The organism is Paenibacillus sp. FSL L8-0494, from assembly GCF_038003695.1.
Classification (GTDB): Bacteria; Bacillota; Bacilli; order Paenibacillales; family Paenibacillaceae; genus Paenibacillus_AQ; species Paenibacillus_AQ odorifer.
This window is the reverse complement of sequence record NZ_JBBOPQ010000001.1, coordinates 3092883-3107750: the sequence shown is the minus strand read 5'-3', so window position 1 is coordinate 3107750 and position 14868 is coordinate 3092883. Positions and strand designations below refer to the sequence as shown.

Genomic DNA, 14868 nt, shown 5'->3' with positions numbered 1-14868 from the left:
TATAGTCCCCCTCTCAATAGAGATATTTGTACCTAAAAATAAATGCGAGATTCAGCGATAACGAACTGCCACTTACTGTAAATAATGTATTCCCTGGTTTTAGTTTAAAGAAAACTGAATTGCTTCTTGAATAAGCGTTTTGTCCATTGAGGAAAACTGTGCATTCATCTGGATCACAATTAATCTCCCACACATCTGAAGCACTGCTCGTGCCGTATAGTATGAGTGTGGATAGTCCATCGGAAAGACTAAAATTTGAGAACGCCCCGCTAATTCGAATGATCGGGAAAGCCTTAACGGTGCCCTCATTCCGAACGACGACGTTCTGACCATTTGTACTGATCCACATTGCATAATCGCTGTACGAATACCCTTGCCCATATTCCAATCCTTGTCCATATTCACGAACGGTTGTATCCTGGATTGATTCAGGATATGGATTGTTCATCTTGATGGGGATTGAAACCTCTCCATCAAAAATCAGCTTTGTGATATCCATCGTCCCTGCGTATCTACCTATAAATCTTTTTCCCGGGTGATCTTCAAAGGTAAATACAATATCTCCTTTTTGGATGTTAAAAAGAGCCGCTACAAGAGCGACTCTTCTTTGGTAATCTAATGTAGGATCATCGGCCATTATTATGCACTCAAGGTTGAATGGTCTGGGACCGTAGGTACTGCCAAAATCTAGTGCTCCGTCACGATCAGCCAGTTCAACTGTATTATCCTTAGTTGGCGGCAAGACGGGGATGTTATGAGATTTCAGCCCCAGCCCGATACTCGCAAACGAAACTCCATCCGCTGTTGCTGCAATCAATTATTTTGCCCCCATTCTTGATTGTGACCTACGTACAAAGTTATCTTTCTCAGTCCAAAACACCCTCGCTGTAGAATCATCCGCAATATAAATATCTCCCATATTGACTGCTACGTCGCTACGGATATCATGCCCGAGTCCAGATCCTCCTGACGCTGCTGGCATTGAAAATTGAGGTAAGGAGTAGTTTATTGAAGGCATTTTGAATTCCGGCATTTTAAAAAGATTGTCATGCTGCTGTTCAGTGTAAAATCTCTCACCAACCTTAGCTTTTACAATAACTTCTTGCCCTTTGAAATCACCTTTGACTTCACCACCGGTATGGAATGATTGCAATTTCCCGGTATCCTTTGTTATTCCATACAATTTACGTAATTCTTCATTTCTTGCCGTTAGCTTAGACGCCTCCGTTGTATTTCCTGACGACTGCGCAGCTGTCCAAGCATCCTTATTGGCGTTGTACTCAATTAAATCTAAATCCTTCTTAGATGTACCCACTACTGATAAAGAGGCTGTGGATCCGCTCACAGTAGGTGTTAGTGCAGTAATAGAGCTCATCTTTGATTGATAGTCAGCAATAAACTGATCCAACTGAGCTAATATCTCGGCATTCTTCTCGGATTCCTTCAGTACTTGGATGTTTTTCATCAATTCCGCTCGATTGGCAGTATCGGAAGAAAAGTCCTCAAGTGCTTGGAGCAACTCATCGTAATGTGTTTTAGTAGCTTCGATGTCCTTGTCATAGGCTTCCTTCTTAGCGTCCTTTTCATCTTGAAGGGCTTGCTTCTGCTCTTCCAGGCTTCTCTTAGCTAAGGTGCGCTCATGATCGAGTTGCAACTTTTCAATGTCTTTTTGAACCTGTTTCCGTTCTGCGATTCCATCCGGTCCTACGGCTGAGGCAAGCAAAGCTAATCTAGCTTGCTTTTCTGATAGTGCACTCTCGTAGTCTTGGTCTTCATTTAATTCCTGTTGCTTACTAAGTAAATCATCAATAGCTTGGATCTCAGCATCCTTCGCAGCAACATAAGCATCCCGTTCTTCCTCTATTGCTTTAATAGCTGCGTTTTTAGAAGCTTCGATGCTCGTTTTATAATTTTTCGCCAACGTCTCAACGGCCTTAGTTTCGTCTTCAATCAGCTTCTGACGTAGTGCATAGACTTGTTCGTCCGCTTCCATCCGTTGATCTGTACCAACACGATAAATAGCCTGAATTTTCAACCAGTCCTGCAATTCACTTTCGGTAGTAGTCTGACCCATAGCCTTTCTATGGTTCAAATCCTTTTGAAAGTCAGAATATTGTTGCTCAAGCAAGCTTTTCTTTTGCTCGTAAATCAGCTTTTCTAACGCAAAGCTCTGCTCGGCAGTTCGATTTTTATCTTTTGCCATGCGTTCATAGGCTTGTAGTTCCATGGTGATGATATTAATCTTACTTTTTCCAGCCATCTCCATCTTAGTGGCTTCTTTATCAATCCATGTCTGGGAATTTTGGTAACGAAGCTCATTGTATTTCACCGTCAGATCAAATACTTGTTTTTGAGCTTCCGCTTTTTGTTCTGTAGTTAAATAAGACTTCGACAACTCTTTATTATAAAAATTAAGTGATGTCTTCACCATTTCGATTTCTTGGAGATTTGCCTGTCTCATTTTTTCGATTTTTTTCTCAAGAATCGAGACATCTTCGTTGTACCTACTATCATTAAGTGCCTGAATGTCTCTAGTCCATTCTTTTGAGGCATCTTTATCTTCGGCAAGGTATTGCTTATGACGATTCTTAAGCCGCTCGTAACCCGAAATCTGTTGTTCTATGGACCAACCTTGCCGTTCTGCTACATACTGGAAGTTATCCATTTCCTCATCATATGCTTCCTTGCGTGCAGCAGCCGCTTCTTTTGCTGCCTTTTCTGCCTTTTCTGCATTTGATGATTTTGATTTATCCTTACTACCACTTTTATCTTTAGAATTTTTACTAGAAGATACACCAAAGGATGGATCTTGATACATACTGCTAAGTGCAGCTATCTTATCATCGTAAACTTTAGCCGCTGCATCGTAATCATCAATAATGCTCTGAATTTCCGCTTCTGTTGCTGCTTGAGCAATACCCGCTTCTCTAAACTGTGATTTAAAGTATTTGAGATCATCTCCAGTTTGAGTAACGTTATCTCCTGTGATAGCCTTACTACCATTTAACTGAGCCTTTAGGTGTGCCAAGCTCTTAATAGCATCTGCTTCAATTTGATAGGCAGATAATCTTTCGTCGGTAGCTACTTTTGTATTAAATGCTGACGATTTCTCTGAATTTAAGTCATCAATAGCTTTCTGGATTTTCATTTTCCGTAGATTGTTAACCGCATCCGTCTCAAATGCCCATCCATCTGCAGTTTTATAAATCGCTGATGCAAGTTCAGGATATTTGTTAATTAGATCTGTAGCGTTTGAAGCATTTAAGGACTGACCTTTTGCCAGTTCATCTAGTACTCCGTTTAGTTCCGAAACCGTTTGACTATTTCCTTTGACTGTTGATGCCCATTCTTCTTGCGCTTTTATGAGGGCTTTAACTTCATCAGATAGTTCTTCTGTTGATGAGGAGGCAGCGTCCGTTGAATCTGAGTAACTCTCCATTGAATCCGCTGAATCTGCTGCAGCTGTGGCCAATCTACTATTCGCCGCTACACTTGCCTCTGTGACACCATTAAGGGCATCAATGGCTGATTTACTTGCAAGGATTTTTTGCTCTTCTTGGGACAGTTCTGTTCCCAAAGAAATCATCTCATTGCCCCACATTTCCCGTAGGGTTTGAACTGTTTTTCCTAATACCTTATCAACTAAACTCAGGTCGCTCTCTGAAGCGTTTTTAATAGCAAGGTCAGTATAGGCAATCTCCTGCTCTAACTCTGCTTTTCGCTTCGTGGCAGCATCCAGATTCGCTTGTTCGACGATTTTGATACTCTCAGAATATCGCGTCTTCCATTCTTCAATTTTTTGAATATCCAGCTCTTTCGCATTACCAAGTTCATCCCATTGTGATACAAGACCAGGCATCGTGGCACTGAGTCGATCCATTACATTCGCCAGTTCTGATTTCGCAGCAGAAACTTCTTTGTCCGATTTAGTGTTATCGTCAACGATAGATTTCAGTTCGTCGTATCTAGCAACTAGTTCAGCTGTTTTTCGATTCTGTTGCATAGTCTCATCACTCACTTGACTTTGTGTACCTTTATAATAGGCCCATGCTGTTGTAGCAGCACCTATGACAACTGCTAGTCCTGCTAAAGCAGCACCTATTGGCGTGGCAATAAAAGCCTTTTGTGATACGTTAGCTGCATCGGTTGCAACCTTCATCCCGAGCATAGCTTTAGCCGCTCCTGCAACACCTGTAGCTAAAGAGACAAGGGTTTGTCCGGTTAGAATCCTTGTACCTGCATTTAAAACAGAAATTGCGCCTCCTAACAAAAGGATCGCCGTAACGGTATTTTTAATTGGACTTGGTAAATGGTTAAATCCATCCAGCAAGATAGTAGCTTGACCAACGATTAACTTTAATCCGCCAAGTAATCCGCTATCACCAATAGAGACGATAAGCTCATCCCAAGATGCACGTAATTGCTCGGACTGCTTCGTTAAGGTGGACATAGTCAAAGTATTTTCTCTCTGTGCAGATCCAAATGATTCCTCTGAAACCTTAGCTACATCCATAACCTTACTGTAGTTATTCATTAATGCGATAAACCTTGATGCTTGATCTCCCCGAGCGATCGCTTGCGTAATTTCGTTACGTTCAACATCTGAGAGGTTATCCCACTGAGCTGCGATCTTACTAAGTAATTCTGGGAACTTCATCATATCGCCATTGGCTTGTTTCATCACTCCAACATACTTTTCTAGCTTGTCTACTGCTATAGGTCTACTGGAGAAACTAATAAAGGATTTTATAGCATTACCAGCTACAGAACCAGAAAAACCAGCTTGATTCAGTGTAGTCAAGTATCCGATGAGTTCGTCAATGTCCACTCCAGCGTTTTTAGCTGTAGCACCCACTCGGTTTATACCTTCTAAGAGCTTCTTAGATGTTGTTGGAAAGTTGTTGGAAACTTCATTGAGTTTATCAAGCAACTTTTCGGAGTCTTCAGCAGCCATCCCGTAGTTGAGAATTGCTCCTGTCATTAATTCTTGAGCCTGGGAAGCACTTTGAAAGGATTGTTCAACGTTTTTAGCCATCAGTGCTGTTCTGGCCAGTTGTTCAGTTTGCTTCTCGTCAAAGCCATTCTGAGCGATGAGCGTATAAACGCTCGCGACTTCTCGAAGTGCATACCCATATTCCTTGGCGCTGGATATCATGGAATCTTTGACATACCCAACGTCCGCGGATTCGCCCATGACCCGCTGAACGTTAACTAGTTCATACTCAAAGTCTTTAAGGAGACTGATTGCCTCAGTGGCTCCTCTCGTAAAGGCATAGTACAAAGTTCCCGTCATAGCAAACTGTGCGGCTGTACCCGTAATTCCGTTGATCTGAGTCTGTGTCTGAGTCAACGAACGGCGAATACGTTGTTCTTCTTGTAATGCCTTTTCGCGAACCTGTGTTTCTTTACGTTCTCTAGCCTGCAATGCATTTAACCAAAACTTCTCGTAGTTCGCTGCATATTTCTGAGATTGTTGACTTTCTCTCTCAGCTAATTGCGCTATTTTTTTCCGGATCGCTTGTTCCTGCATTAATACACGTTCTCGTGTGCTATCTGTTCCTGTAGATGACGAACTTCCTGTTGTTAATTTGAGAGCACTAGCGGTGGCTTTATTCTGTAACGTTTCCATCCGTTTTTGATGTTCTCGCTCTTGTTGCTCAATAGCATCATATCTTTTTCTAATGATAGCTTCTTGTGCAGCCATTTTAGCATCAACTAATTTATTAGCTTGTTCCATCTGGCTCTTCTTTGTCTGTATCAGCTCGGTTTGAGCTGTTCGTTGTTTAACAAGAGCTTCCGACTCAGCCATGATCTTCTTTCGCCGCTCTTCAGAAGTGAGGGCAAGTTTATTAGAAGCCGTTGCTAACGCTGTATAGTTTTTAGTGGTTACCGTAATTTCCTGATTTAGCACTTTAAAGGTTTCTGCGTTCCCTTTTACTCCTTGGTCAATCGCCTTAAATGCTGGGATCATTTTAGATGTATCTAAACTTATTCGAGCACCAACTACATCTTTGTTGTCTGCCATTGCCATCACCCCTTGATTGTTAAGGAAAATTTTCCTTTGCTACTGACACGTCTACATACAGAAAAAGAGGTCCCCGGCATCATGCGGAGACCTCTTTTTATTTTGGAAAGATACCTAAATCAGATAGATACTTTGCTTTCTTCGGCTTTTTGGTGATTTCTCCACCGTGAAGAGCAATTTGGAACTCTTGATTCCTCTTTCTAATTCTTTTGAGAGCGTATATCTTAGGGAAAGTAATGTTTTCCCATTCGCTATCTGGAATGCCTAGAGTTACACATAAGGCCCATGCATCAAGTAGTGTTTGTTCTCTTCCCTCTTCCGTCCCTTCGCTCTCGCTTTCTTCCTCAGCGTCCGGATCAGGAGGGAACGATTCCTCATAGAAATCGGGTAATGAGTTTTTCCAACTCCTCGATACCTTCGAAATCGACCTGATCATATTCTTCATCTGGCAGACCGTCTTCAAAAATAAGATTGAAAGATTCGCGATAGGCAGCTTCTATCTTAGGCCAGTCCACAGCTTTTCCTAGATCGTTTTCGATCCATGGTTCCCGGCCGATAGATACAGAAAATTGATAAGGTATCTCCTTCATGATTCTTCGAACCTGTCGTATAGTTCCAATAGTTCCGATTTTCACATTCTTAACAAGTCCTTCAGCCAGTCTGACTTCTGAACCTATATTTAACGTTTCATCGATTTGCTTTTGCATTGTTATTCCTCCTCAAAATAGATAATCCCCCGCTATAACAGCGAGGGACCGTCATTGTTAATTGTTGCTTCTAGTCTACGAAGATAATCGTTGCTGCAATACCTTCTGGATTATCTGGAGTGACATCTGGTTCCAAAACCTCCAGATTAAGAGTGCTTGTGCTAGGAGTCTTACGTGCAGCTCCAACATTCAGCGTACCGCCACCCACAGCTTTGTATACCGTCAACTGCACCTGCACCGGTTGACCTGTTCGGTCATTTATCAATTCAAAACGGTGAACAAACTTAAATGGTTTAGGACGCCGTGTTCCTTTGAAGTTGCTGGATGTTCCTTGTTTGGACCATTTATAGGTCACAATCACATTTTTGTTCAAATTCCCTGTTGCAGATGTAATAACACCGTCCGCCGTAATTGCATATTGCCCAATGGTTGGTGTTGAAGCCACTCTTTCAAGCTTGCTTAGCGTTCCATCTACCGCTTTAAGATAGACCTCGTCGCTATCCTTAACAAACGTACCACCAAAAGCTTCAATTCCTTCGATGGCATATCCAGTAGCACCGAGAATGCCCTCTTCGTTCTCATCGATTTCAACAGGACCTGTTTTTGTCTCTGCCCCTTGAGAAATCTCAGCAATTACAGCAGAATAACGCGGCAGCTCAATTGTAAGCACATCTTGCAAATCTTGTGCGGTCAAGTGAAATGCATAACCGGACTGTCCACCAAATACCTTCGTCCAGGAGAACTGCGGTGCGAACATAACACTGTTAATTTTTTCATCAATGTATCTTAGAGTCCCATCGTAATCTCTCATCCATATCTTACCGACTCCATCAAATACTAATGGTTCCTGCATTCGTATATCCCTCCTTGGGTAATAAAAAAGGAACTGATCAGTTTATTTGATCAGTTCCCATAGTTTTAAATCAATTTCTTGAATTCGTTTGTAATCGTTCGTTTCTTTATATCCTTCAATCGGTTGTGTACCTTGCTCCATTAGTCCGAGCCTTTTAGCCAGCTTAACTTTTTCTTTCACAAGTTCCTCAAGCTCTGTCGGCTCTTTCTTAAGTTCGGGTTTCTCTGTCACCGTATCACCCCTTTTCCTTATTTCTATATTACTTCAATTACACTTTACAATCACGTTCATGCTTTAACCCTGCTTAATTAATACGGATATAGTCGATATCGTAGATACCTTTATAACTCTTAACACCGCTGATCCCTGTTGCAAAGTCGCCATCGTAGGCTAACACGCACAAAAATGAGTGGAACTTAGGCTGAACGATCCGCTTATCATGCAAAAGTTCAAATGACCGCTCGAATAATAGCTTCGCCTCATAGCCAGTCTTACCGTAAAAGTCTATACAAAACTTACCTTGAAAAACGAGTGGGTTTCGTCCGTATTGCCCCGGCATAATGTACTGGCAGATATGTGGTACGGTTTCTTTTGTCACTACTATTTCAGGCTCTACACCTTTTGTGAAGCGAGTTGCCATTTGTTCGCCATTTGCAGTTGGCGTAAGCTTTAGCATAGTCATAAGCGCCGTGTCAGCCTTATGCGTGTTCTGAATAGCATCAATCAGATGAAGGCTCATGTCTTATCCTCCAAAAAGTACTTGTGGTATGGAAAGTTTTCAATTACCTCCGTAATCCCTTGTAGGATTCGATTACGATTGGACTGGATTGCGATACGTAGAAAATAGGTCGGTGGTGTTGGCTTGAACTTCGGGTCAATATCTCCGCGTTCTGCTAGCTCCTCCAGGTCCACTCCAGCATAGCCACCGCCTGAGAAACGCATCGTACCATCTATGCTTTTGTAATTCCCTTGTCCACGCCCTACAACCACCTTACTGCTGCGTGATCTTAGTCGATTCCACGCATCAGAATTCATGTAAGTAACTAAACCGGGGTTTTGTGAGGCATCCGCCATTAAAGATCCCTTACCAAACTGTTCAAGCCATGCCTGCCAGTAATCTGCTGTAATATCTCCTGAAATCATCTGATTAGCGAGTACGAACATTTCCATTTGAAGTTTATCTCGTACTGCTGGATAGTAGCGAATGCCACCTTTAGCAGTCAGTAGGACAATCTTTGTTAACCCGGTAATTTGGAGAGACAGCTTGTGTTCTAAATCCTTAGACGCCCTTGTAGCATCATATCCAGTGATCATCGCACACTGTCCGATAACTGCACATGCAGTAGATTTGGGTATTTGACTACATCAACGGCATCCACCTGATAAGCCTTACCGTGGAGAATGACCTGATCTGGATGGATGGCGTCCTGCGGGTCTTTTATATTAACCGTTGTTTGTAATTGCAACGTGTAAGTTGTGGAGGGTAGTAACCCAGGATCGTCTTGGCGTAGTCGCGCAGTGACGTATTGAGCAAAAGCGATAACATTCTCTGCAACTGGCTTGTACTCTTCGTCACCGATAGCATTATCATTTTCGTCATACTTTTGCGAGTAACGTTCGACTGTTATTGTTGCATTGGTTTTGATCAATGAACAGTATTTATCCTTCTCAGTGGTTGGACGCAAGGTTTGAACAAAGAAAGTATCACCGTTTTCGATTAAGTCTCCCGGTTTCACAAGCGATGTTGGAGCAAATAAACCATTGTACATGTATTCTTTGCCGACAATCGTTGTTGCTCGGGTATCCCTAGAAAGTATAACTACATCCGGATCGCCGTTTACAGAACACGGAGAGTGGCGGTGAGCGAATTGTTTGAACATCAGTAACGCCGCCTTTCCTTGTATCGTGTTGGTCCAGCAACGCCAAATATCGGGGCATCTGTTCCTGGTGTCACAGTGGATATCAAATCAATTAGCGCATATGCATCGTCAATTAATTGAATTCCAAATGCACGCCAATCCACAACTTGATTTTCAATGGAGTAATCGAAGTCTTTCTTGGACTTGGCAATTCTTGCAGTCATAGATGGAGCCAGTATGGCAGCGACCATGCTTACAGCCGCTGCATATACATAGTTCCTATCATCATCAATCAGTTCAGCATAATCCGGAACTGCTGTAATAACCTTCGCTTCAGCTATGGGTAAAACAGAAAGAGCGTCTATGTCAGCATCGGATAATACATCCTCACCGACTCCTAGACGCCCTCTTATTTCCTCATGATATGTTTCCGTGGTAAGGATTTTATTTGCCATCACCGTCACCACCAGCAGCGCTGATAGCCTCTTTCAGCTCATCAGCATCCATTTTGGTGTAACCAGGAATCTTCAATTCCTTAGCAGCAGCTTTAAGTTCTTTGAACTCTCCATCTGCTTGGATCATTGCAATTTGTTCTTGTAGCTCCGCTTCTCGTGCTTTAGATTCTTCAAGTTGAACTTGGAGTTCTAGTTCGCGTTCGGAAGGATTATCACTGACAATTTCATTGCTATTTACGAAAATAGCCAGCAACTCACCCGTAGCTGCGTTCCGAACTTGTCTCTTTACAATATCAACAAGACCTTCGGGGGCATCTGTTACGATGTCCCCAGCATTATATTCCCCTACAGCATCAACCAACACTTTTACGATTGTCATGGTATGCCCCTCCCTTACGCCACTGTAGCAAAGATATGCCAGTTGACGTATTTCAGACGCGGTAGAACCGTTGCACCGTTAATTGCTTGCCATTGGTCAGGATCGCCTTTAATCAATTTTGCCATTGCGAACTTACCTGTATGACCAGTGAAGATATCTTCATAGTTGTTCGGGCTGGTTACTAGATCCATAATAGAACCAGTCATACCTTGTCCTACAATGATGCAGGCGTTATCAGGGATGAAAGGATAGAATGTTCCGTTATCGTCAATGTATCCGCCATCGTAAACTTCATACTGAAGACCGTTCAGGTTCTGACTGATGATTTCAGCAAGAGATCCGGATGTAACTACATCCTTGCCATAGGTGTACTTGATTAACTCACGAATTTTGGCATTCTGTTTCAAATAAATATCTACCTGCTTGTTAACGACAATTCTCACTGGCCGAGCACCACTACCGCGGAATCTGAGAATCCAAAGATCGAGGTCTGCCAGAGGATCAGCCGTCGCTACATTACTCCAAAGCACTGATGCAGTTGGTTTGTTGTTGGATGGTACGCCATAATCAATTGTTCGAGCCGGCTTATTTGCTGTAGCTGGAACTATAAGACTGCCCGTAAGTGACTGCCAACGCATCCACTCAAACCGTGTTTCCAATCGTTGGTTGAGGTTAACCATTTGGTCAATCATGTATTCTTCGCCCCATGTTTGTTCAAGGGTTGTTCCTGGCTTGCGGAGGATTGCAATCTTCTCACGGTCGATAATGACTTTTTCACGCCATTCTTGGTTAGTGAAGTTCATGTGCTTCACAACAGGCGCTGAGTGGATCGGCGAAGGATCATTTAAGCCGGTAGGTGGTGTCATACCAGTATCGTCATACTTAATATCGTATTCGATGGTCAGTCCAAGTTCCGGTTTGAAATCAACGCCGTTGGTCAAAATTTGAGCGCCACGGAAACTGTTGACGTCTGTTCTGATATTCTCGACAACTTCAGTTAGAAAATATGGATCAAGTACATTTGGCATTTATGTTTTTCCCCCTTATACAAAGTAGCAAAGCTTAAGCGCTGTCCTAGCCGCTGCATCAATGCCTGTCAATTTAGATTCAGTGAATATGCCGGCAATCCACGCTGAGGCGCCGATATCAGCATTAGTTGTATCATGATCATTATCAAGAATGCACAAGGCAACTTCAGATCCATCGCTCGCTGAAGCTTTGTAAGCTACCGCCTTGTCTTTATCTGCACCTGCTGTTGTTATTTTTCCAATAACTGTTCCTTTTTTTAGGACTCCTTGTCCTTTTTTGAGCATGATTCCTCCGGGCAGTTTGGCCTGTAGATCCGTCGAGGCAAGAACTTCTGTGAATTCTTGAGTGTAAATTGGACCAGGGCCCGGAGCGCCATTGTATTGTGAACCATTCATACTACTTGTCCTCCTTCAGCAGATTTCCTCTGCCAGTGTTTTTGAGGGCTGCAATTGCAGCCGTCTTAGCTGCTTCCTTCTCAGCTGCCTGAAGTTGCTCTGGTGTCTTTTGAGCCGCTGCTTGCGCATTGGCAGGTGGTGTTCCGTTGGCTGCACCGGCAGGAAGTTCAGGGTTATCACCTTCGGTATGTCGTCCACCACCGCCCAGTGCAGCCTGAGCCTGTGCTTCATAGGTTGCATTGATCTTTTCGATTTCAGATACCGGCAAGTGAGACAGCATAGCTTTCATGGTTTCAGTATTAAATGCTTCGCCCAGCGCCCGGACACCAGCGCCACAGGCTTGTTCTGTTACTTTAACTTTGTACGCCGCGCCATCAGCAGCTTGAGCACTCAAAGCCGTCAGTTTCGCCGGGATATCAGCGTCATGTTCAACACCCAATGCTGCTCGGACTTGTCCGAGTACACCATTTGCAGCCGCTAGTGCAGTTGCTTGTGTTTGTGATGCTGCTAAAGCAGCTTTTTGTTCATCTGTCACAGTGTCATCTCCTTTGGCCTGTGTTTCAGGCTCATTGTTTTTTTCTTGCTTGATTACAAATCCATCAAGCCCAGATTTTCCGCTAAAAGAATAAAAGACGCGTCCGCCACTTGGTAGTGACTTCGCATCTTCAGATAAAGACTCCCATTTGGCACTTGCTTGAGTTTCCGTGGTATTACTCATCCCTACTACCCCAGCACCGGGATAAGCTCCGTCAAAGACAAGTGAATTCTCCATGAGATCTCCGTCATTGATATCAACAGTACAAAGTTTAGTATCATACTCTCTACCGCGAATGTGAGGACAATTCCCACCGAAATACTCCTGACCACAGATCGAACACGTCTGGCTGCTTACCGTGAAGCCAATTGAAGTATCAAAGATAGTTCCGGCATCAATGCCATCTGCTATTTGGTCAATCTTGATATCTCCGACTTCTTGGCCAAGTTTCATGTAATGATCTGCATACAGTGCCAGTTCATCACCATCCATTTGTAATCGACTTTCAAAGGTTCTTCCTATTGGAACTGTTAGAATACCAAGGTTAGCCCATGAGTGATCCAACAATAGTGATACGCCTGCTTTAGCTTGGACTGCCATTTTCCGCAAAAAGTTAGGAGTAAGGCGATAGAAACGATTAGGGATCATTTGATCACCTACAAGTTTTGCGGGAAAGACATACGTTTCATCTTCCGTGAGTGGAACACGGGCAAGTTGATTGATTAATGCTAATTGCTCAGTTGTTGGTTTAGCCATTTACTAATTCTCACCTCCCTCTCGTAATGAACAATTAGATATTAGATCACCTCCGCACTCATTAGCGCATCAGAATTATACTCTTTGTGGCCAATCCCATTTACCTCCATCTTGTCCTTGAACAACGTTTTGGTTGAAGAGCATTCCCGTTGGATTAAGCACACACAAATCAACGCACGTTGCGTTATGAACCTGAGTAATGATCGCCGCTCTTGGTTCGCTTTTGTACTCACCACCTGGCGTACCATAACTAAAATAGTGAACCATACGTCCTACTGTTGGTTGCATATTGGTTATTCACCTCCATTCGGCGGAATCTGTTGATTCGGATCAGGCTTATACTTCTTTTCAAGGTCAGCAATCAGTTCAGGTGGAATTTTAGGATTAAGACCCATTATCCAACGAGCTTCCGTTGCTGCCTCTATAGTGGTGATGTAACGCTCTTTTTCAGCCAGCACGTAGTTATTAAGCTTCGCTCTCAGATCTCGCTCTCGCTCCATATCAGAACGCAAATCAATTGGAGCATAATCAGCTTCAACCTGTGTTTGCACTCCACGCACTCTTACAGCCATAGAAAAAGCCCGCTTCCAGAAACGTTTAGTTACGCTCCGGGCGGACTCTACAGACTTGATATATATCTGGGTATCCACTGAGCTGTATGTCTCCGTGGACCCTTGATGCCGGGATAACAGGGTGAGCAGCGTTTTAAGGCCTGTTGCCATTTGGGTATCAATGATGTCTATTAACTTCTTAATGTCGATCATCGGACCACTGTTTCCGCCCTTGAGGTATTCAATCTTTACACTATCCCAGTGAACTAAGGCGTCATCTGGATTGAGTGAGTTGAAATGGGTAAGCATCTCGTCCATTCGTTCCTTAAGCCACGCCTGTTGCGCTTTTGGGTCGTTCTTGATGCTTAAAGGTATATTCTTCAACATGATTTCCTCAAGCATTGAAATATCCAAGCGTGGATATCCTTGATTGTGAACGACTGCCTTGAGGTCTTGTAGTACCTGAAGGTGGAAGAATACAACTTGGAGTACCGGCAGGAATGGCGTTCGACCATATGGATCATCAACCATCGGGTCAAACTCTTCATAGATGAATGTTGGGGTGTCGATCTTCTTGTACTGACCGAACCATTCTTCACCCGTTTGCCTGCTGCCAGGGTTCTTGACGTATTGCCATGGCACCAGTCTGTTTGTGACTGGCTCCCTACGGAACCAGATCAACGCCGGATCTACTGGCACGATGTCGATCACGTCATTGCATCGTTCATTCAGGACTACTTCACCAGCGCACGCCCCGCGAACCATGATCATCATGCGTTGAATAGTGTCTAGCTTATCCAGGGACCGTCCGTGCTGGTAGCCAGGTGACGGCAATGGCGTTTCAAGCATTTCCTTAATTTCATCCAACGCCCTTTGTCCGGTCTTATCGTCGCTCCCCGACTTCTTCTTAGCTGTGAAGGTTAGCTCAGTGTCACCCATTCTGAGATAGGTGTATAACGCATGTGAAATGTCCGGGTGGACGGATATAAGCAGCTCAAGCAATTCTTCTGCCGTATAGCTTTGCAGCTTTGTCAGGTCGATGTTGTGTGCACTCTGGTACTTCTTTGGTAGCCAGTTGAATATGCCCCATGCATTGTTATTGCTGGGTATTGTCGATCTACCTACACCCATCATCTGACGCTTTACTGCTACCGGCAGGATTGCATTAGCAGCCGAGTAAATGAATTTATGATACCATTTCAAGTTTTCACCTCCTCCAGACATAAAAATAGAAGGCAGGAAAAGTTTCCTGACCTTCTGTATTCGTTCATACTTCTATGGATTAATAATATCATTGGTTTTATTCGGTGTTACTACGGTTTTT

Annotated in this window: 16 protein-coding genes; all 16 read right to left on the bottom strand. The window is 43.4% G+C overall.

Annotated elements, in window-relative coordinates:
• Positions 1–13 precede the first annotated feature (13 nt).
• On the bottom strand, positions 14–817 hold the full coding sequence (locus NYE35_RS14150; protein WP_341121360.1) for a phage tail domain-containing protein: 804 nt from the start codon (positions 815–817) through the stop codon (positions 14–16).
• Positions 818–6025: a phage tail tape measure protein gene (locus NYE35_RS14145; RefSeq protein WP_341121358.1), complete on the bottom strand. Its 5208-nt coding sequence runs from the start codon at positions 6023–6025 to the stop codon at positions 818–820.
• A 97-nt stretch (positions 6026–6122) separates the two neighbouring features.
• Positions 6123–6470, bottom strand: coding sequence for a hypothetical protein (locus NYE35_RS14140; RefSeq protein WP_341121356.1), 348 nt, complete (start codon positions 6468–6470; stop codon positions 6123–6125).
• Positions 6400–6732: a hypothetical protein gene (locus NYE35_RS14135; protein ID WP_341121353.1), complete on the bottom strand. Its 333-nt coding sequence runs from the start codon at positions 6730–6732 to the stop codon at positions 6400–6402. Before NYE35_RS14135 ends, NYE35_RS14140 begins: the two co-directional genes overlap by 71 nt.
• A 70-nt stretch (positions 6733–6802) precedes the next feature.
• Positions 6803–7585, bottom strand: a complete 783-nt coding sequence (locus tag NYE35_RS14130) for a hypothetical protein (protein WP_076138798.1) — start codon at positions 7583–7585, stop codon at positions 6803–6805.
• Between the two features lie 42 nt (positions 7586–7627).
• Positions 7628–7816: a hypothetical protein gene (locus NYE35_RS14125; RefSeq protein WP_076138799.1), complete on the bottom strand. Its 189-nt coding sequence runs from the start codon at positions 7814–7816 to the stop codon at positions 7628–7630.
• 73 nt (positions 7817–7889) lie between these two features.
• Complete coding sequence (locus NYE35_RS14120) at positions 7890–8324, bottom strand: hypothetical protein (RefSeq protein ID WP_076138800.1); 435 nt, start codon at positions 8322–8324, stop codon at positions 7890–7892.
• Positions 8321–8899: a hypothetical protein gene (locus NYE35_RS14115; RefSeq protein WP_076138801.1), complete on the bottom strand. Its 579-nt coding sequence runs from the start codon at positions 8897–8899 to the stop codon at positions 8321–8323. Before NYE35_RS14115 ends, NYE35_RS14120 begins: the two co-directional genes overlap by 4 nt.
• On the bottom strand, positions 8896–9465 hold the full coding sequence (locus tag NYE35_RS14110; RefSeq protein WP_076138802.1) for a hypothetical protein: 570 nt from the start codon (positions 9463–9465) through the stop codon (positions 8896–8898). Before NYE35_RS14110 ends, NYE35_RS14115 begins: the two co-directional genes overlap by 4 nt.
• The gene (locus tag NYE35_RS14105; protein WP_076138803.1) at positions 9465–9899 is read right to left on the bottom strand and encodes a hypothetical protein; all 435 of its coding nucleotides are present in this window, start codon (positions 9897–9899) and stop codon (positions 9465–9467) included. The genes NYE35_RS14110 and NYE35_RS14105 overlap by 1 nt, the downstream gene beginning before the upstream one ends.
• The gene (locus NYE35_RS14100) at positions 9889–10278 is read right to left on the bottom strand and encodes a hypothetical protein (RefSeq protein WP_341121350.1); all 390 of its coding nucleotides are present in this window, start codon (positions 10276–10278) and stop codon (positions 9889–9891) included. The genes NYE35_RS14105 and NYE35_RS14100 overlap by 11 nt, the downstream gene beginning before the upstream one ends.
• Positions 10279–10292: 14 nt before the next feature.
• Complete coding sequence (locus tag NYE35_RS14095; protein ID WP_341121348.1) at positions 10293–11306, bottom strand: major capsid protein; 1014 nt, start codon at positions 11304–11306, stop codon at positions 10293–10295.
• Between the two features lie 15 nt (positions 11307–11321).
• On the bottom strand, positions 11322–11702 hold the full coding sequence (locus tag NYE35_RS14090) for a head decoration protein (RefSeq protein WP_076138806.1): 381 nt from the start codon (positions 11700–11702) through the stop codon (positions 11322–11324).
• A gap of 1 nt (position 11703) precedes the next feature.
• Entirely contained in the window at positions 11704–12993 is a 1290-nt protein-coding gene (locus NYE35_RS14085) for a hypothetical protein (protein WP_076138807.1), read from the bottom strand.
• Positions 12994–13068: 75 nt separating this feature from the next.
• Entirely contained in the window at positions 13069–13281 is a 213-nt protein-coding gene (locus NYE35_RS14080) for a hypothetical protein (RefSeq protein WP_341121345.1), read from the bottom strand.
• 5 nt (positions 13282–13286) lie between these two features.
• Positions 13287–14747 carry a hypothetical protein gene (locus tag NYE35_RS14075; RefSeq protein ID WP_341121341.1) on the bottom strand — a complete coding sequence of 487 codons (1461 nt, stop codon included), beginning with the start codon at positions 14745–14747 and terminating at the stop codon, positions 13287–13289.
• Positions 14748–14868: the final 121 nt, after the last annotated feature.